Genomic DNA, 18,293 nt, shown 5'->3' with positions numbered 1-18,293 from the left:
CAGAGGATAACGGCTCGCGTTCCCCGGCACCAAATTCCAGATGGGATTGATCGATGCCGAAATCGTATCGGTGACCGCGATCCGGCGGCGTGCCTCTAGCGCGAGGCGGTGCGGTCGCGCGACGACAGGCGGGGGCCGCCCGAATGATCGGGCGGTCCGAGCAGGGTCCAGACCGCAACCGCGACCAGGATGGAGGTCAGGATGGTCCGGGCGACGAGACGTCTGTGTCTCATGGCAGTGGCATCCCGGCCATGATGGCAAAGTCGCCGTCGCTCATGCCGGGGCCTGTGCCGGCGAAATAGATCGCGACACACGCGATGACGGCAAAGGCGAGATAGCCTGCAACAATCCAGCCGTCGTAATTGCGGACGGCCGATTGGGGCGAAAGCACATGCCCAGAAAGCATCTGCCGATGTCCATGTTCTGCAATATCCATGGTCCAAATCCGTCTGTTTGAAAATTGATGCGCCAAACCGCGCGGACGGGATTCTGCGCTGCAAAAAGGCGACTGCCGTATGAAGCCGTTCACAGCCGGGACACGATCACGGAGTTGCGAACGAGTGTCCCCGTCGTGGCAAAGCGCCACACCGGTTAAACCGATCGCAAGGTCTTTCCGACAAACTATGAGCGGCGCTGCGCTTCGCCTGCTCTCTCGCCGCGCCTGACCGTGGCCGGGAATCGTCAGAGGGATCGCCAGGGAAGGGATCGCCAGGGAACGGCAGTCTCCTCCCGCCGTTACCCCCCGGTCTCGCGGGCGGAGGACGCCAGAACGAAGGCTTGCAAACCGAAGGCTTGCAAACCGAGGCTGGCAAAATCGGAGGCTAGAAAGTGTTTTGGATTTATTGGGACACCGCCTGGTCGCTGGTCATCAGCGGCATCATGTTCGCCACCATTGTCACCCATCCCGACGCCGAGTTCGTCGAGATCCAGGCCACAAGACGGGTGAAATGAGACCGGCGAGATAACGCGGGACTCGAGGTCGCCACCCTTCATAGGTGCAAATGAGGCCTGATAGGTGCAAATGAGGCTTGGCTCGCGCGCGGCGCGGGCCAAATGCGTTTGGTGAACCAAATCTTAGGGTCGGCCCGGTATTTTTCGGCATCTTTTTCGAAAGGCCCGGCGCTCTCCTATGGCATTGTTCGGCAATCCTTCCATTCGTTCCGTTCTCGGCGCCATCATTGGCGTCCTCGGCCTGTTCCTTGTCGGGCAGCTCGCGACCGGGCTGTTTGGAGCGATCGAGCGCAGCAACTCCGCGCAAAAGGTCGAGCGCTACGCCGGCACCGACCAGCAACTCTTCACGGCTCTTCTCGGCTTCCGGATCGAGCGCGGCACCTTCCTGTCGGCGCTGGTTGCGGAAGAGCCGGCCAATGCGGCTGCCGACGACCGGATCGCCAGCAACCGGCAGTCGTCGGAAGCGGCCTACAAGATCGTGCTCGAACGCCTCGACGGCGTGTCCGATTCCCGCCTTGCCGGCCTGCTGGGCAAGTTCGTGGCACTCCATGATGCGCTGATGCCGCTGCGGACCAAGGCCGAAGGCCTGATCCATCAGCCGAAGGCGGCACGCGACACCAAGGCGGCCGACGACTTCCGGAAATCAGCGCAGGACTATCTCGACTCCATCCTCGCGCTGACCATCGAGCTCGAGAATGCGCTCAAGCTCACAGATCCCGTGGTCGATCATCTCCTCGGCGTGAAGCAGTCGGCCTGGGCCGCGCGCAATTTCGGCGGCCTCATCGCGATCCGTCTCGAGGCCGCGGCCGCCGCTGCCAAGCCCTGGAGCGCCCAAGACATTGTCGGGGCAGCCGAGGACGGCGGCCGCGCCAAGCAGGCCTGGAGCCAGGTGCAGGATGCGGCAAGCCGCGCTGACGCCCCGGCGAGCCTCACGGACGTGATCTCGCGGTCGAAGCAGGGCGACGCCGTCGCCATGGTCGAGCGTCAGCAGGGCCTCATCAAGGCGCTCAGCAACAACCAGACCATCGACATCAAGGGCGTCGAGCTTGCCAAGCTCAACACCGCCATCCTCAATTTCTACGTCGAGGCCGGCCAGGCCGCGCTGGCTGAAATGGTCTCCCGCGCCGGTCAGCAGATGACGGCCGCAAAATGGAGCCTGGTGTTCAACGGCGCGATGATGCTGGTCGCGCTCGCCATCACCGTGTTCGGTTTCGTTCTTGTTCAAAGCCGTGTCAGCACGCCGATCCGCAAGCTGACCCAGGCGATGCAGAAGCTCGCCGAGCACGATTATGCGATCGAGCTTGCAGGCATCGAGCGTGGCGACGAAATCGGCGACATGTCGCGTGCGGTATCCGTGTTCAAGGACAACATGATCGCGGGCGACCGTCTCGGCGAAGAAAAGGCCGCCGAACAGGCGAAGAAGGAGCGGCGCCAGTCTGCCGTCGACCGCCTGATCGGTGAGTTCGAAAAGACCGTCACGGAATCGCTGCACACGCTGGCTTCGGCCTCCGGCGAGCTCAACGCCACCGCGCAGTCGATGTCGTCGACCGCCGAGCAGGGCTCGTCACAGGCGGCCTCGGTTGCGAGCCTGTCGGGCGATGCCTCCTCCAACGTGCAGACGGTGGCGGCGGCGACGGAAGAGCTGTCGGCCTCGATCAGCGAGATCAGCCGCCAGGTCGCCGAATCCTCCAGCATCGCCGGCGCTGCCGCCAGCGAAGCCGATCGCACCAATACCGAGGTGCAGGCGCTGGCCGATGCGGCCCAGCGCATCGGCGATGTCGTGGCGCTGATCACGGGGATTGCCGAGCAGACCAATTTGCTCGCGCTCAACGCCACCATCGAGGCCGCGCGCGCCGGCGAAGCCGGTCGCGGCTTTGCGGTGGTTGCGTCTGAGGTCAAGAACCTCGCCACGCAGACCGCGAAGGCAACCGAAGAAATCACCGGCCAGGTCGCCGCGATCCAGGGCGCAACCAAGTCGTCGGTATCAGCAATCCAGTCGATCGGCACCACCATCCAGCGCGTCAACGAGATCGCAGCCGCGATCGCGGCGGCCGTCGAGGAGCAGGGCGCGGCGACGCGCGAGATCGCGCGCAACGTGCAGCAGGCTTCCCAGGGCACCAACGAAGTCTCGCGGCACATCAGCGGCGTGTCGCAGGCCGCCGGGCAGACCGGTGCCGCCGCCGGCGAGGTGCTGGACTCGGCGAAAATGCTGGCGCGCCTGTCGGACGATCTCAAGCGCGACGTCGACCGCTTCGTCGGCGATCTCCGCGCAGCGTAGTCAACGCTCCGGTCGCGTGCCCCGGACGCTGCGCAGCACCACAAGCGCGTTCACGCGCGTCTAGACGCGCTATGGTGATGCGCTGCAGGGCCGGGGCCCATGCCGAGGCATTCTGGATCCCGGTTCAGCAGCGCAGCGTTGCACGCTGCACTGCGCCCGGGACACGAGAGCCGCTCACCCCACCATCGCCGCGGCGATCTTCTGCAGAAGCTTATTGCAAGACCTTGGGCATCACGACGACGACATCGACCTGCTTGTTCAGCACCCGCGATGCAACGGCCGCGATGAGGGGCGAGTAGCTGTCCTCGATATCGGAGGCGACGTCCTCGTTCCTGGCGAAAGCGTAGAGCATCGTGCCCTCGATTTCGTCGAAGCGGATACCCGCGAAGACGTGATCGAACGTCTCGGCGCCGACAATGCCGGCCATCAGCGCCTGGATGGCGTGGTCCTGAACGCGTGTGAGCTTCATCATGCCGATGAGATATGGAAGCGCGGCGCAAATGCAAGGTGGCGGAGGGGCGATGTCAGCCGCTCGCGTTGATCAATTTCAGCGTAGCCAGCCCGTCGCGGAGCCGTATTCACCAGGGGACGGCGCATCGAGACACGCCAAACATTGCCCCTCCGGAGCGCGGAGAGCAGTTCACAAATGGCCTCGCGGACGGTAGGCTCCGCGCACTATTCTTTGAGGCGCCGCAAGCGGTGCCGCCGTTTTGGCTACGGACATTGCCGCGTGGCAGTATTGGAGCACAGATTCATTGCGGACCAGCTGCAGCGAACGCGCGCCGGCATCAGGACATATCGACGACATGGCGCGCTGCGCATATTGGTGGCAGCTGCCGCCGAAGATGTTTCGGCCCGGCTGGCTGCAAACCGCACCGTCCTCGAGCCCCGATCCCGCCGTCGCTGCTTGCGCTGTGCGACGACGTGATCGAGTGAGCCGGAGACATCGATGAAGCGACGAACATTCATCTCGCTCCTGGGTGTTGCCTTTGGCACTGCGCTGGTGCGGCCTGTTGCGACGCTCGCGCAGCAGACCAGGCCTGTTGTCGGTTATCTCGGCAGCGGCTCTGCGGAGGACCAGAAGAACCTGGTGGCAGCGGCCCTGCAGGGCCTGAAAGAGGCAGGCTTCGCGGCGGGTCAGAATGTCACGGTCGAGTTTCGCTGGGCCGACGGCCAATATGAGCGCCTGCCCGCACTTGCGGAGGAGTTGGTCAAGCTCCCGGTGTCGCTGATCATCGCCGCCGGCGGCAGTGATCCAGGTCGCGCCGCCAAGGCCGCGACGTCGACCATCCCGATCGTCTTCATTACTGCCGCCGACCCGGTCAAGGCCGGGCTCGTCACCAATCTCAATCGGGGCCAGGGCAATGTCACTGGCATCAGCATGATTGGTGCTTCGCTGGAAGCGAAGCGGCTCGAGCTGCTGCATGAAATGCTGCCCGAGGCCTCGATCGGCGTAATGATCAATCCGGGCTATCCCGCTGCCAGGGCGCAGGCCGAGGAGGTCGAGGAGGCCGTCAAGCGCCTCGGCCTCAAGGTCAGCGTGATCAACGCCAGCACGCCTGTCGAAGTGGATGCGGCCTTCGCCAAATTCGACGCGCAGAAGGTCGGCGCCGTGCTCGCCTGCAACGATCCGTTCTTTGGCTCCGACCGCCTGCAGATTGCCGCGCTCGCCTCGCATTACAAGCTGCCCGCGATGTCGTTCCGTCGCGAGTTCGCCGAAGCCGGAGGCCTCGTCAGCTACGGCGCGCAATTTGCCGAGGGCTACCGCCAGACCGGCATCTACGCCGGCAAGGTCCTTGCGGGCGCGAGGCCAGCCGATCTGCCGGTGATGCAACCGACCAAGTTTGAATTGGTGATCAACCTGAAGACGGCAAGGGCGATCGGGCTTGCCATCTCGGAGGCGTTTCTGCTGCGCGCCGACGAGATCATCGAATGACTTGCTGCGGTCTTCCAGGAGATGACGCTCGAACAATCAAGCCGCAGCCGCCTGCTTCGACAGCAATTGCTTCAGCTTCGCCGCCGGCACCGCCGGGCTGAACAGCCAGCCCTGCATCTGGCTGCAGCCGAGCTCGCGCAGCACTTCGCGCTGGGCTTCTGTCTCGACGCCTTCGGCCGTCGTCGCCATGTGACGGGCGGCGGCCATATGCACCACGGCCTGGACGATCGGCGAGGAATCCTCGGGTTCGCCGATGCCGCTGATGAAGCTGCGGTCGATCTTGATCTTGTCGAACGGGAAGCGGTGCAGGTAGCTCAGCGACGAATAGCCGGTGCCGAAATCGTCGAGCGCGATGCGCACGCCAAGCTCGCGCAGCTGCCGGAGGATGGTCAGCGCCTCCTCGTCGTCGCGGATCAGCACGGTTTCGGTGATCTCGAGCTCGAGCCTTTCTGGCGCGAGGCCGGACTCGGCGAGCGCCGCGGCGACCTTCAATGCCAGCGTCCTGGAGCGGAATTGCACCGGCGAGACGTTGACCGCGATATGGATATCGCCAGGCCACGAGGCGGCTTCCGTGCAGGCTTGCTTGAGCACCCATTCGCCGATCTCGCCGATCAGGCCGGTGTCTTCCGCGACCGGAATGAAGTCGGCGGGCGAGACCATGCCGCGCTCCGGATGACGCCACCTCAGCAGCGCCTCGCAGCCGGTGACGACATTGGCGGAGAGATCGACCAGCGGCTGGTAGTGCACCTCGAACTCGCCGCGGGCGAGCGCCTGGCGCAGATCGAGCTCGAGCTGGCGGCGCTGCCGCGCCTTGGCGTCGTAGTCGCTCACGAAGATGCGGAAGGTGCCGCGCCCCTCGGCCTTCGCCGCATACATCGCGAGATCGGCGCGCTTGAGCAAATCGTCGATGATGTCGCCGTGGTCGGGCGCGATCGCGATGCCGATGCTGGCATCGGTCGTGATCTCCTGGCCCTTGCAGTCGACCGGCATGCGCAGCGTCGTCAGGATCTGTTCGGCCAGCGCCGACAGCTCGGCCTGGTCTTGAGTGCCGGCCTTGACGATCGCGAATTCGTCGCCGCCGAGCCGCGCCACGAGATCGTTACCGCTGACGCAGGCGCGCAGGCGATTGGCGACCTGGCGCAGCAATTCGTCGCCGACCTCGTGGCCGAGCGAATCGTTGACGCCCTTGAACTCGTCGACGTCGATATAGAGGATCGCAAACGGCTTGCCGTGGCTGAGCTCCGCGACGCGGCGCTCCAGATGGCCGCGCATCAGCACGCGATTGGGCAGGTCGGTCAGCGCGTCGTAATGCGCCATATGCGCGATGCGCTCGTCGGCGCGGATGCGCTCGGTGACGTCGTCATGGGTGGCGAGCCAGCCGCCGGCCGCGCTGGGCTGGTTCTTGATCTCGATCAGGCGGCCATCGGACGTCTCGACGATCCTGCTCTGCGTCTGCCCGACCTGGCTCAGGACCTTGTCGCAATAGGCATCGACGTCGCCGTCGAACGAGCCGGTATCGGCGCGATGCTGGATCACGTCGCGGAAATAGGCGCCGGGTTTCACCACCGCGCTCGAGAGCCCGTACATGTCGATATAGCGGCGGTTGCAGACGATGAGCCGCTCGTCCTGGTCGAACATGAGAAGGCCCTGCGTCATCGTGTTCATCGCGGTGTCCAGCCGCTGCTTCTCCAGCGAGACGCGGTGGGTCACCTGGCGGAAGATCAGGAACAGCGTCAGCACGAGCAGGCCGATCGACAGCACGGCCACGGTGACGAAGAATTTTGTCTGTGTACGCCAGGTCGCGAGCGTCGCGTCCAGCGATTTGGTGGCGACCACGACCAGCGGTTCGCCGGTCAGCATGCGCGAGGCGACGATGCGGTCGTTGCCGTCCATCGGGCTCGCGAGCTGCGTCGTCACGAAGGGGCGCTCGAACACGGCCCTCTGCGCGGGCGAGCCGGCGCGATAGTTCTGCCCGATCATCGCCTCGACATGGGGAACGCGCGCGAGCAGCTGGCCGTTCTGGTGGTGCATCGCGATCGAGGATTCCTCGCCGAGCCCGACTGATACGAAGAAGGATTCGAGCTGCTCGGGCGTAATGGCCCGTGACACCACGCCGAGGAATTCGCCGTGCGCGCCGGACACGCGCCGGCTGAACACGATGGCTGGACCCTTGCCGAACCGGCCGGGCACGACCTCGATCTCTTCCTGCAACGCCGGATCGTTCTTGAGGCGGTTGAAATAGCCGCGATCGGACACCGAGATGTCGGCGACCGGCCACTGCCGGGACGAATTGATCAGGGTACCATTGGCATCGAAGACATTGGCGCCGGCGATGTCGGACCAGCCGCTCGCCTTGCTGCGCAGCACCTCGTGCATAGCGAGCGTGCCCATCTCGCTGCGGAACGCATCGGGGGAGTCGATTCCGTGGCTTTCGAGCTCGGCGATGATGCTCTTCTGCAGCACCGCGAAATCCTCGAACTCGCGGTCGAAATGGCGGGCAAGCAGGCGGACGGAGCTTTCCAGGCTTTCGCGGCCGCTCTCGATGGCGTTCTGCCGGAAGCGGTCGACGGTAAGTCCGGTGCCGATGGCGGTTGCGGCCATCAGCACGAAGCCGCCGACGATCAGCCACGTCAGCGGTGCGCCCCGCCACTGGCGAAGCAGCACGCGCAAGCGCGCGGTCCATCGGATTGATGCGCCCATCCCAGTCCTCCCTTGGGATGCAAGATGCCCCAAAACCGACAAGAGCCCGTTACCATTAAAGGTTAGGGAACTATGAATCGGAACAAAATCAGGGGGTTGGCGCGGCGTTGTGCGAGCGTGGAAAGTGATGCGGTTCGGGAGCCTGCTTTCACTCCCGCTTCACTTCCCATTTCAGCGCTTCGGCATTCCTCTTGGCCCACTCCGCCGGCACGTCGAATTTGCCGGTCTTCAGATCGTAACGGACTTGCCAGCCGCCCAGTCCCTTCATCACGGTGTTCTTCGGATGCTTGTCGAATTCGCCGCCGAGCAGGATCACGAGGTAACGGTTGTTGGGCCAGCCCATGCCGAGCGAGCGGTAGGCGTCTTCCGTGCCCTCCAGCAGATTGGCGGAGATGTGGAAGTCGAGCTTGGGAAACGTCTTGGTCTCCGGCCGGCCGTAGAAATAATTCCAGGCGAGATCGCTGAGCGATTTCTTCCCGGTGGCGCTGACGAAGGTGCCGTTCTCGGCGTGGTAGAGAAACAGGTCCTGCTCGCCGGACCCGGTCTTCTGCATCCGCACCAGCCATTGCGAGTCGGCGGTGAAACGGAAACCGGCGCCATAGCCCTGCTCCGGCTTCAGCTCGGTCATCTGGTCGCCGCGCCGCGCCCAGACCTGCCACTTGACGTCCCAATCGCCGGCATCCTTCATGTACTGCTCGAGCCTGGTGGCGCCGTCGGGCGAGGTGAAGGCGAGATCGGCATTGTCGGTGAGGACGAACCCGGGCGGCGGGCCGGAGGCGGCCAGCGCGGGGGCGGCGGCAAACATCAGGGCGAGCGCCAGCCATGGCGCGGCGCGGCAAAATCCGGTCATCGAGGAAATTCCCTGAAATATAGCTGCAAGGCGGCGTCGGTGATTGGACGCCGGAGGGGCCGCGCCGGTTCACCCTGTCGGGCGGTCATCCCATCGACCGTCTTGCTGCCGCAGCCAAAACGGCGCAGTTTGCCGGGGCTGATTTGCGACCCGAAATTCCGATCAAGGTTGAGGACTGATGATCACCGCAACCAAGGCCTTCATCGCGTTCTGTCTGCTTGCCGTGGTCGGCACCGTGCTGGTGATCGGCCCGAGCGAGCTGCGTCGCCTGCTGCCGGGCGGGGCGGGCACCGAGGTTGCAGTCGCCGCCAAGCCTGCTAGCCCCACAGCCAAGGCCGAACCCAAGGCCGAGCCCAAAGCAGAGCCGAAGCTCGCTGCGGTCGTGCCCTCACCGGCACCGGCCGAGGCATCAAAGCCGGGTGCGCTGGCCGAGACCCAGAAGCAAATCGCGGCGCTGGCCGATGTCGCGCCGGCCAAGCCGCAGCCTTCAGTTGCGGACACCGGCCCTCGCTTCGATGTTGCCCGCGTCGACGACCATGGCGAGGCCGCCGTGATCGCGGGGCAGGCCGCACCAGGTGCCAAGGTCGAGCTGCTGCGCGACGGCCAGCCGCTCGACAGCGTGGTCGCCGATGCGTCGGGCCAGTTCGTGATGACCCCACCCAAGCTTCCCGCCGGCAGCTATGAGCTGGCGCTGCGCGCCAAGGCGCCCGACGGAACCATCATGCAATCCAGCCGCACCATGCCGGTCACGGTCGCCGAGGCTGCGCCGCCGCCGGCGCGTGTCGCGGCGGTCGCCAAGCCTGACGTAAAGCCTGAAGCAAAGCCGCAAGAAACCAAACAAGAAACAAAACCCGACGACAAATCGGATGTCGTTGCGTCGTTGCCGCCGCGCCTCGCCGCGAACCCGGAGCGGTCGGCGGTTCGGCCCCGCATGATGGGCGCACCGAAACCCAAATCCATGGCGAGGGTTCCGACCGCCGCGACCGTCGCCGCTGCGTCGCCCGCGGACGTGCTCAACGCGACCACCCCGGCGGAAGCCGGCAGCCGCGTGGTCTCCCGCGGCGACAGCCTTTGGGCGCTGAGCCGTCTCGCCTATGGCGACGGCGCCCGCTACGCGGTGATCTTCAACGCCAACCGCGAGAAGATCAAAAATCCCAATCTGATCTATCCCGGCCAGACCGTTCTGGTGCCGCAAAACGCGCAGTGAGGTGGTCGTCATTCCGGGGCGTCGCGTAGCGACGAACTATGGTGCGCAGTTGCGCACCTGAGAATCCATCGTGCCACCATTGTCGCTGCCCTATGGATTCTCAGGTGCGCGATTGCGCACCATAGTTCGCGCCAAGGGCGCGCCCCGGAATGACGAGGGAGAGTGCGGAACATTTGGTTCCCTGGCGAGTCTTCTCCCTGCGACGTGATGCGCGCTTGGCGCTGGAGGAGGGCCAAGGAGTGGTCAGCTCGGTTGCCATATCGAGATCGCGGTTGGGACTAGCGCTCGTCGGCGCGATCCTTGTCGTTCTGGCAGTGCTACCGCCGAACCGGGCGGAAGCGCAGTTCGGAATACGCGGCGGGCCGCTCGGGGTTGCCCGTTTCGCCGTCGGCCACGTCATCGGGCTGGCGCGATTGCGTCACGGCCGCATGGCCGTGCGCGGAGGCCGCACCCGTGACGCCGCATTGAGGTCGCAGGATCCGCGCAGCAGCGAGCGCGGCCAACCCGCCAATCCCTACATCCTGCGTGCCGCGATGACGGCGCAGGCTGCGCTGTCGGGCTGGCATGGCGGTCGCCGTCCGCAGGGTTGGTGGCGTCATCCTGACGGCAGCTATGGCTGGATCGGTCCGGTGTTCTGGCCGTTCGCGCATGACGATCTCACCACGGCGATCATCTTCGGCGACACGACCAGCCTCTCGCTCTACGGCTATGGCGACATCTATGCCGCGATCTTCGCGCCCTATGCGGCGCCGGAGCTCGCCGCCTACACCGCGCCGCAAGGCCGAGCTCGAAGTCGAGTTGGACGACGGGTCCCGTCGGTGGAAGCGGTCTGCGACAGCAGTGACACCGGCGGCCTGCCGGTCGACCGCATCGCGGCCGCCGTGCAGCCGAATGAGATGCAGCGCACCGCGCTCGACGAACTCGGCGCCCCATGGACCGCGGCGCGCGACACCATCCGCGCCGCCTGCCCGGCGCAGGCTCCGATGACCGCCGCCGAGCGCCTCGGCGTGATGCAGGCAAGACTGGATGCGATGATCAAGGCCACGGACACGATCGCGCCGGCGCTCGCCAAATTCACAGGCCTTCTCGAGGACGAACAGAAAGCAAAGCTCGAGTCGCTGGCGAGGGAACGTCGTGCCGCACTTGCCTCAAGCCAGCACAAGGACGCGCAGGCGGCCTCCGCCTGCGATCCCAATGACGACCCCCGCTACGATTTGCAGGCCCAGCGTCAGTACGAGCAGCTCGTGCAGCAGCAATGGCCCGCCGCTGACATCGCCGCCACCCTCAAGCTCGACGACACCGGCCGCGCCCGTCTCGACGTGCTTCAGGACACCACGCTGCGCACCATGGAGACGCTGAGCCCGTGTGCGATCAAGCCAGAAGCAACCCCACAAGCCCGCCTCACCGCCGTGAAGACGCGGCTCGAGAGGATGCAGCAGGCGGTGGGTGGCGTCAGCGATGCGCTCGATGATTTCGAAGCGGATCTGAGCGACGCGCAGAAGGCGGGGTTCGAGGCGATGGGGCCGAAGCGGGCGATGTGATCACCCACACGCCCAATCAAACTTCATGTCCCTGAAGTCCAGCTGCGCATTGCCGCCACCAAAATTGTAGCCGCCGAAATATTCCTCGAACTCGATGTAGAACGGGCTCATCTCCGGCACGGCCTGGCAGGGCCGCATGGTGCCGCCGAGATGGTTGGGCGCGTGGTCCTTGGCCCAATCATGCAGGCGGAAATTGTCGCGGCCCGGCACGTCGCCGACATAGTAGTAATAGGGCTGATACCCGGTCGGCGCCCCGCGCTTCACATGCGCATCCTGCGGGCCCTTGCCGGCATTGGGATCATCAGCGCGGGCCGTCAGCACGATGGTACGGTTTTCAGTGAGATCGGCGCGCGGCGTGCTCTGCAGCAGCTTCTTCGCATAACCCGGCGCGGATTCATGGAACGCGCTGGCGCCGCCGACATCGAGCCAGCGCGGCCGCTCCGCGGTCGCAAGCGCAAGTGGCTCGGGCGGCGTCGCGAACGCGCCGTCATATTCGGCCTTGGTCAGAAGCAGCGCGGCATATTCGTAATCGAGAATGTCGGTCATGCGCGAGAGCCGCGGATGCGAGGCGCGCGCCGCCACGGCCTCGCGGATTTCGGGATCATCAGGCGCGCCGCCGTCATTGTGGTCGGGCGCGGTCGCAAAGAACGACACCGCGACGATGTCCTCGCCATGCACGCGATAATCGTCCGGAAGCAAAAGTGTGAATCCATGCATCAGCGGATAACCGGTGACGGGATCGAGCGGCCATTGCTCGCTCGCAATGCCCGGCGGCAGGCCAAACACCCAGCCATGGTCGCGCGCACGCTCGGCGGGACGGTCCAGCATCTGCAGATCATACGCACGCGATGGCAAGGCAAAAACCACAGGCCGTCTCCCATCCGAACTTCCCGCCTCGTCGTTGAGGCCTGGGGTTAGTCGCAGGGAGCAGTGATGTGGTTCGGGGCGACAGGACAGCCATCGGATCGACCGATCCGACAGGCAAAGACATCAGAGCTTGGTGAGAGATCAGGCACAAACGCCCGATGATGCCACCATACCAGTGTTTTGCCCGACGCCTCAAGGAGAATTTCGAAAAATCCGTATCGTCGCGAATCCCACTGCTGGTTCAGTGCCTTGGCTACTGTGCATGGGGTTGTTTTCGCGCTTCGGTTCGCGGCTACCCTCGCCGTCGCGCCGCCGCCGCATCCACCACGTTGTCCACCTCCTCGCGCCAGCTCAGAATCTCCATCGCCAGCACCGGGTGATTGAACCCCTTGAGCTGGAGATCGTCGAGCGCGCGGGCTTCGACCCATGGTTCGACCATGCCGTAGACGCGGCGGCTGACCACGATCTGGTTGGCGTGGGCCTCGCTGCAGAGGCGGGAGGCGAGGTTGGTGACGCTGCCGATCGCGGCATATTCCAGCCGCTGCTCGAAGCCGACCTGGCCGAGCGTGGCATAGCCGAGCGCGATGCCGATGCCGAAGCCGAGTGAGTGCCCGCGGTTGCGCCAGCGCTCGGTCAGGGGGCCGATCGTGTCGCGCATCTCCACCGCCATCTTCACGGCGCGCTTGGTGTGGTCCTCGAACTGGATCGGCGCGTTGAACAGGATCATCACGCCGTCGCCGGCATATTTGTCGAGCGTGCCCTCGTATTTGAAGATCAGCTTGCCGAGTGCGGCGTGATATTCGCGCAGCACGTTCATCGCCTCTTCCGGTTCGGTCGCCTCGGTGAAGGCGGTGAAGCCGCGCAGGTCGCAGAACACGACGGTGACCTCGCGGCGCTGGCTGGTCAGCAGCCCCTCGGGGCTGTCGGACGAGGCGATCAGCTGCGCCACCTGCGGCGCCAGGAAGCGCTCGAGCTTGCGGATGCGCTCGAGCTCGCCGAGCTGGGTCTCGACGCGCTCCTCCAGCGACTTGTTCCAGTCCTTCAGCTGCTCGGTCTGTTGCTGGAGCTTGTCGGCCTGGGCGCGCACGGTCTCGTTGGCCGTCTCCAGCGCGTGGCTCTTCTGGTCGACCTCGGTGAACAGGCGCGCATTGCGCATCGCCAGCACCGCCTGGTTGGCGAAGGTGCGCATCAATCCGATGAGGCTGTCCTCGAACGCGCCGCTGGCCCGGCGCAGCACCACCAGCGCGCCGAGCGTGCCTTGTTGGTCGACCAGCGGCACCACCAGCACCGCATGGAAGCCAGCCGCGATCGCGACGTCGCGCAGCGGCCACTCGGCGGCCTGGTCGAGATCGGCAACTGCGATCGGCTCGCCGCTGCTGGCGGCATGGCCCAGCACGGTCTCGCCCTCATTGATCGTGAGGTGAGGGCCGTCAGCCGATCTGTCGATGCCGTTGGCCTCGACCAGGTCGAAGCGGTGGTGTTCGACATCATAGCCATAGATCAAGACCGCATCGGCATGGCTGATCTCCAGCGCGCGCGCCGCGATCGTCGGCAGCACCGCGTTGAGGTCGAGCGATGAGGCGACCGCGCGGCCGACCTCTTCCAGCACCTTCAGCTCGTTGATCGACTGCGCGAGGTCGCGGGTGCGCTCCTCGACCTTGGTCTCGAGATCGGTGTAGGTCTCCTGCAGCTGGCCGGCCATGCGGTTGAACTGGTCGGCGAGCTCTTCCAGCTCGTCCGAGGTGTGCACGTCGATGCGGTGGCTGAAGTCGCCCTCGCCGAGCTTGTGGGCGCCGTTACGGAGTGCCGTGATCGGGATGATCATGCGGCGCGCCAGCAGCGTGCCGGCGAGAATCGCCACCATCAGGCCGACGCCGATCAGCAGCGCGACGCGCACCAGCTGGTCGCGGATCGGCGTCAAGGCCTGCGCGGTCGGCTGCTCGAACAGCACGCTCCAGCCGAGTTTTGGCACCGTGCTCTCGGCCGTCAGCACCGCATGGCCATTGAAGTCGGTGCCTGAGGTGTCGCCCTCGCCGCCGGGGGCGATGGCGGCTGCGACCTGCGGCAGCTTCGACAGATCCGTGCCGACGTCAGGACCCTTGGACGAGCTCGCGAGCACGCGGCCGCGCCCGTCGACCACATAGGCGAAGGCGGCCTTGCCGAGCTGGGAATCCGACAAATAGTCGGACAGGAAGCTGAGATCGATCTCGGCCACGGTGACCCCGGCATTGAAGCCGGAATGCGCCACCGAGATCGACATATACGGCGTCCGGTCGACGAACCAGGCCGGTGCATAGCTGACCCCGCGCGCGACCGCTTCGGTGAAGCGGATGTCACGGGCAAGGTCACTGTTGCTGCCTGTTGTGGTCGACTGGCGCGAGACGCGCAGCACCTCGCGGCCATCGCCGTTGAGCTGGTACAGCTGGGAGATGACCGCGACCTGCTGCAACAGCTGGCTGTAGTCGGCGCGACGCTTGTCGAGCGTGTCCCGGCTTGCCGTCGTCACCCAGCTGATCTGGCGCTCGAGCTCGGAGACGGATTGCTCGATCCGCCGGGCCGCGCCTTGCGCCTTGTCTCCGAGCCCGTCGGTCAGCTGGGTCTTGGTGGAGCGATAGGAGATCCAGGTCTCCATCGCGCCGTTGACGGCGAGCACGAACACGACGAGGCCGACGAGGGAGACGACGTATTTGGCGAACAGGCCCTCGCGCAGACTCCAGGTCTTGTCTTTCGCTCCTGCCATCCGGATCCTCTCGCGCCGCGACCGACGCCGGCGCTAAGGGGCCGCAGGGCCCCATGGCCCTTCTACCACATTTTGGGTCTTTGGACCGGCAAGGGAGGTGTCGAGGGACCGGTTTGGTAACCCGTCAGGGGACGCCGGGATGGCTGGCGGGGCGGTGAATTGTCGCGGGTGCACGCATCACCGGTTGAAGAGCTGCCGCATGACATCGTTCATCGGCTGGCTGTCCTGCTGCGCCTGAGGCGGGGCTTGAGGCGATTGATCCTGGGTCGGCGGGGCCGGCGATGCCTGCGGCGCGGGGGTGGTCGGCGCGCCGGGCAGGCTGCGGCTCCGGCCGGCGCTGTTTCCCGCGCCGCTCGACAGCCCCTGCTGGATCAGATTGCCGATGGCCTCGCCGAGCTGGCCACCGGGCATCGGCATGGTGTTCGGCAGCTGGATCTGCGGATTGGTGTTGCCCGCGGTGGTGTTGTTGCCGGCCGCGTTGTTGCCCTGAGTGGGGCTGCCGAGGCCAAAGCTGCCCAGGATGTCGCCGAGCTTGGCGCCGTCAGGACCGAACAGGCCCTTGCCCATCTCGCGCAGCTTGGCATAGGCGGCATCGGGATTGTCCATCATGCCGGCCATGTCAGGGTAGATCTGCGGCTGCGACCACGAGCCAGAGATCATCACGGGAATGCCGAAGCCGACCGGCTCGGAGGTGCGGCCCTGGCCTTCGGTGGTCATGACCAGCTTGGGCTCGACCCTGAAACCCATCATCTTGGTGTCGAGTGCGATGGTGCCGGCGCCGGTGATGCGCACCAGCGGTCCGATCAGATTGAAGTCGGTCGTCACCGCCTGGCCCTTGTCGATGCGGAACGAGGCGGAGAGCTGCGTCAGGTCGGTGGTTTGCTCCTTGTTCTGATCCTGGCTGGCGTTCTGGTTGGAGTTTTGGTTGGCGTTCTGGTTATCCTGCCAGCCCGACAGCTTGCTCGTCGTCAGCGAGCGGAGCATCTGCGCGATATTGATGCCGCGGATGGCGCCGTCCTGGAAGCTGACGAAGGCCGTGCCCTGCATGTTCGCCATCAGCGCGCGCTGGCTGCGTCCGGCGCTGCGCAGCGCGAGCTTGGCCTGCAGCTTGCCGTCGATCCGGTCGAAATCCGCAAGACCCTGCAACAGCGGCAGCGCGCGCACGCCGACGATGTCGGAATGCATCGCAAAGCTCGGCGCGCCAGATGTCGCATCCAGGATCACCTCGCCGGAGACCTGGCCGCCATAGGCGCCGAGATTGGCGGTGCCCGCCTTCAACACGCCGCCGGCGAGCTTGGCATCGATCGCCAGTGGCGCCAGGCGGGCCTGGCCGAAGATCGCTTCGGTCGCCGAGATCCGCACCTGCGCGTCGACATAATTGAGCCCGGAGACGTCGATCGGCGCATCGCTCCAGGGCTGCCCGGACGCATCTTGCGAGGATTGCGACTGGGGGATCGTCAGCCGCTGGAAGTCGAGATCGAGCTTGACCAAGGGCTTGCTGGCGATGTCGACCGAGGCCCAGCCATTGAAATTGCCATCGCCGAGCGTGCCGTTGATGCCGTTGATCATCACGACATCGCCGTTGAGGCGCATGTCGGCACGCCCGGTCAGCTGCGACTTCAGCACGTCAGGCATGTCGATGGCAAAATCCACCGGGGTTGCCTGCCGCTCGCTAGATGCCGGCGTCGTCGCCTTGATGTCGAATTTGGTCGGATGATCATAGACCCGCGCCGAGCCTGTCACCTTGACCGTGCGGTCGCGGCCGATGACGGCATCGGCATCGATGGCGCTGATGCGGCCTTCGATGCGGTCGCGGATGCGGGCGAAGGCGACTTCGCCATTGCTGATCTTGAAGCGGTCGATGGTCACGCCGTCCATGTCGGCCGCAAGCGGCTTCGACGTTGCAGACCCATCGGCATTGGGCAGGCGATCGCGCAGCAGCGGCTGGTACAGCACCGGATGGGTGACGACGATCTCGCGGATCTCGGGCCGGCCCGACCACGCGCTCGCCAGCGTCATGTCGATCTGCACGCGCTCGATCGTCACCTTGGTGATGCCGCTCCGATCCCTGGGGTTCTGCAGCGTGAGGTCGCTCAAGGTGATGTTCAGCGTCGGCCACAGGCTGATCTTCGCCGCGCCGTCGATGGTGAGGCGATAGCCGGTCGCGCTCTCCACGCGCGCGGCGATCTTCGACGTCAGGAAGCCCGAGGGGATCCCGATCACCAGCAGGAGCGCGACCACGATGATGACGGCCACCACCGCCGCGCCGGCGAATTTAACTGCTCTCATCTCGACTTTCCAACGACGGACGAGCGGTGCCGCACCCGGCAGATCGCCCGTCCCTTGGGCCTAAGTTTATCCCGGGACGGGAAGCCGCTCCAAGCCGCTAAAAATAGTCGGAGGGTGCTGCAAAATTATGTGACTTATGACACACTTCCCCGGCGCGGTTTTACGCGATGCTGACGTTCATGCTTCCAAACGATTTGCCCAGGAAATTCTCGAGTAGCTTCACAAGGACGTAGAAATGAGCAAGCAGGCCGAATTTGCGGTCATTCTGAAAATGAATGCCATGTTCGCCGATCTCGGGTCGGACGAACTCCAGCGGCTGTCCAACCTCTGCCACACCCAGCATCTGGCGAATGGCGAGCTGCTGTTCCAGAAGGGCGACCCTGGCGATGCGCTGTTCGGCGTGCGTCGGGGCCAGGTCCGGATCGAGACCGGCGCCTCCGACGGCAGCCGGCTGACCCTGAATTTCATGGGCCCAGGCGACCTGTTCGGCGAGGTTGCGGTGCTGGATGGCCAGAACCGCACCGCGGACGCGACCGCCGGCGAGGCCAGTGAATTATTCGTGCTGCGCCGCGAAGATTTCCTGGCTTTCCTCGAGCGCGAGCCGAAGGTTGCGATCAAGATCATCGCGCTGCTGTGCCAGCGTATCCGCTGGCAAAGCGAGCGCATGGAAGAGTCGATGCTGCAGCCGCTGCCGGTGCGGCTGGCAAGGCGCCTCTGCGCGCTTGCCGCCGATTTCGGTTCCGAGGTTCACATCTCGCAGGAACAGCTCGGCGTCTTCGTCGGCGCCGCTCGCGAGAGTGTCAACCGCCAGCTTCAGGCCTGGCGCAAGGAGGCGATCCTCGACCTCCAGCGCGGGCGCATCCTGCTCAGGAACATGACCAAGCTGACGGCAATCGCGCGGAACGAGTAGGATCCTGCTAACGCGGCGAGGAAT

14 protein-coding genes are annotated in these 18,293 nt (G+C 65.4%); 6 read left to right on the top strand and 8 right to left on the bottom strand.

Going from position 1 to position 18,293, the window contains the following annotated elements; genetic code table 11:
- Positions 1 to 95: 95 nt before the first annotated feature.
- Both M2427_RS19960 and M2427_RS19955 read right to left on the bottom strand, forming a co-directional pair.
- Positions 96 to 233, bottom strand: a complete 138-nt coding sequence (locus M2427_RS19960; RefSeq protein ID WP_280708272.1) for a hypothetical protein — start codon at positions 231 to 233, stop codon at positions 96 to 98.
- The gene (locus M2427_RS19955) at positions 230 to 436 is read right to left on the bottom strand and encodes a hypothetical protein (RefSeq protein WP_280708271.1); all 207 of its coding nucleotides are present in this window, start codon (positions 434 to 436) and stop codon (positions 230 to 232) included. Before M2427_RS19955 ends, M2427_RS19960 begins: the two co-directional genes overlap by 4 nt.
- A gap of 392 nt (positions 437 to 828) precedes the next feature.
- Here M2427_RS19955 and M2427_RS19950 point away from each other — a divergent pair, with 392 nt between their 5' ends.
- Both M2427_RS19950 and M2427_RS19945 read left to right on the top strand, forming a co-directional pair.
- Positions 829 to 951 (top strand): hypothetical protein, encoded by a 123-nt coding sequence (locus M2427_RS19950; protein WP_280708270.1) that lies wholly within the window; start codon positions 829 to 831, stop codon positions 949 to 951.
- A gap of 178 nt (positions 952 to 1,129) precedes the next feature.
- Positions 1,130 to 3,229, top strand: coding sequence for a HAMP domain-containing methyl-accepting chemotaxis protein (locus M2427_RS19945; RefSeq protein ID WP_280708269.1), 2,100 nt, complete (start codon positions 1,130 to 1,132; stop codon positions 3,227 to 3,229).
- Between the two features lie 211 nt (positions 3,230 to 3,440).
- Here the strand turns inward: M2427_RS19945 and M2427_RS19940 are convergent, their stop codons facing one another.
- Positions 3,441 to 3,701 carry a hypothetical protein gene (locus M2427_RS19940; RefSeq protein WP_280708268.1) on the bottom strand — a complete coding sequence of 87 codons (261 nt, stop codon included), beginning with the start codon at positions 3,699 to 3,701 and terminating at the stop codon, positions 3,441 to 3,443.
- A 477-nt stretch (positions 3,702 to 4,178) separates the two neighbouring features.
- Between M2427_RS19940 and M2427_RS19935 the strand changes: the two genes are divergently transcribed.
- The gene (locus M2427_RS19935) at positions 4,179 to 5,165 is read left to right on the top strand and encodes an ABC transporter substrate-binding protein (protein ID WP_280708267.1); all 987 of its coding nucleotides are present in this window, start codon (positions 4,179 to 4,181) and stop codon (positions 5,163 to 5,165) included.
- Between the two features lie 36 nt (positions 5,166 to 5,201).
- Here M2427_RS19935 and M2427_RS19930 read toward each other — a convergent pair whose 3' ends face one another.
- Together M2427_RS19930 and M2427_RS19925 are read right to left on the bottom strand one after the other, a co-directional pair.
- The gene (locus tag M2427_RS19930; RefSeq protein WP_280708266.1) at positions 5,202 to 7,865 is read right to left on the bottom strand and encodes an EAL domain-containing protein; all 2,664 of its coding nucleotides are present in this window, start codon (positions 7,863 to 7,865) and stop codon (positions 5,202 to 5,204) included.
- Between the two features lie 148 nt (positions 7,866 to 8,013).
- Entirely contained in the window at positions 8,014 to 8,715 is a 702-nt protein-coding gene (locus M2427_RS19925) for a hypothetical protein (RefSeq protein ID WP_280708265.1), read from the bottom strand.
- A 178-nt stretch (positions 8,716 to 8,893) separates the two neighbouring features.
- On the opposite strand from M2427_RS19925, the gene M2427_RS19920 reads away from it, so the two are divergent.
- The gene (locus M2427_RS19920; RefSeq protein WP_280708264.1) at positions 8,894 to 9,922 is read left to right on the top strand and encodes a LysM peptidoglycan-binding domain-containing protein; all 1,029 of its coding nucleotides are present in this window, start codon (positions 8,894 to 8,896) and stop codon (positions 9,920 to 9,922) included.
- A 272-nt stretch (positions 9,923 to 10,194) separates the two neighbouring features.
- Positions 10,195 to 11,463, top strand: a complete 1,269-nt coding sequence (locus M2427_RS19915; protein ID WP_280708263.1) for a Spy/CpxP family protein refolding chaperone — start codon at positions 10,195 to 10,197, stop codon at positions 11,461 to 11,463.
- Here the strand turns inward: M2427_RS19915 and M2427_RS19910 are convergent, their stop codons facing one another.
- The 3 genes from M2427_RS19910 to M2427_RS19900 all read right to left on the bottom strand — a co-directional run bounded on the left by M2427_RS19910 (position 11,464) and on the right by M2427_RS19900 (position 17,359).
- Positions 11,464 to 12,291: a hypothetical protein gene (locus M2427_RS19910; RefSeq protein WP_280708262.1), complete on the bottom strand. Its 828-nt coding sequence runs from the start codon at positions 12,289 to 12,291 to the stop codon at positions 11,464 to 11,466.
- Between the two features lie 331 nt (positions 12,292 to 12,622).
- On the bottom strand, positions 12,623 to 15,070 hold the full coding sequence (locus M2427_RS19905) for an adenylate/guanylate cyclase domain-containing protein (protein WP_280708260.1): 2,448 nt from the start codon (positions 15,068 to 15,070) through the stop codon (positions 12,623 to 12,625).
- A gap of 177 nt (positions 15,071 to 15,247) precedes the next feature.
- Complete coding sequence (locus M2427_RS19900) at positions 15,248 to 17,359, bottom strand: AsmA family protein (RefSeq protein ID WP_280708259.1); 2,112 nt, start codon at positions 17,357 to 17,359, stop codon at positions 15,248 to 15,250.
- Positions 17,360 to 17,594: 235 nt separating this feature from the next.
- Between M2427_RS19900 and M2427_RS19895 the strand changes: the two genes are divergently transcribed.
- Positions 17,595 to 18,269: a Crp/Fnr family transcriptional regulator gene (locus M2427_RS19895; protein WP_280708258.1), complete on the top strand. Its 675-nt coding sequence runs from the start codon at positions 17,595 to 17,597 to the stop codon at positions 18,267 to 18,269.
- Positions 18,270 to 18,293 lie beyond the last annotated feature (24 nt).

Source organism: Bradyrhizobium sp. BR13661 (assembly GCF_029892425.1).
Lineage (GTDB): Bacteria > Pseudomonadota > Alphaproteobacteria > Rhizobiales > Xanthobacteraceae > Bradyrhizobium.
The sequence above is the reverse complement of the archived record's forward strand: the minus strand, read 5'-3'. Positions and strand labels throughout refer to the sequence as shown.

Coding starts and splice junctions, on each gene's coding strand:
- M2427_RS19960 (WP_280708272.1), bottom strand. CDS start 233: ATGAGACACAGACGTCTCGTCGCCCGGACCATCCTGACCTCCATCCTG.
- M2427_RS19955 (WP_280708271.1), bottom strand. CDS start 436: ATGGATATTGCAGAACATGGACATCGGCAGATGCTTTCTGGGCATGTG.
- M2427_RS19945 (WP_280708269.1), top strand. CDS start 1,130: ATGGCATTGTTCGGCAATCCTTCCATTCGTTCCGTTCTCGGCGCCATC.
- M2427_RS19940 (WP_280708268.1), bottom strand. CDS start 3,701: ATGATGAAGCTCACACGCGTTCAGGACCACGCCATCCAGGCGCTGATG.
- M2427_RS19935 (WP_280708267.1), top strand. CDS start 4,179: ATGAAGCGACGAACATTCATCTCGCTCCTGGGTGTTGCCTTTGGCACT.
- M2427_RS19930 (WP_280708266.1), bottom strand. CDS start 7,865: ATGGGCGCATCAATCCGATGGACCGCGCGCTTGCGCGTGCTGCTTCGC.
- M2427_RS19925 (WP_280708265.1), bottom strand. CDS start 8,715: ATGACCGGATTTTGCCGCGCCGCGCCATGGCTGGCGCTCGCCCTGATG.
- M2427_RS19920 (WP_280708264.1), top strand. CDS start 8,894: ATGATCACCGCAACCAAGGCCTTCATCGCGTTCTGTCTGCTTGCCGTG.
- M2427_RS19910 (WP_280708262.1), bottom strand. CDS start 12,291: ATGCTGGACCGTCCCGCCGAGCGTGCGCGCGACCATGGCTGGGTGTTT.
- M2427_RS19905 (WP_280708260.1), bottom strand. CDS start 15,070: ATGGCAGGAGCGAAAGACAAGACCTGGAGTCTGCGCGAGGGCCTGTTC.
- M2427_RS19900 (WP_280708259.1), bottom strand. CDS start 17,359: ATGAGAGCAGTTAAATTCGCCGGCGCGGCGGTGGTGGCCGTCATCATC.
- M2427_RS19895 (WP_280708258.1), top strand. CDS start 17,595: ATGAGCAAGCAGGCCGAATTTGCGGTCATTCTGAAAATGAATGCCATG.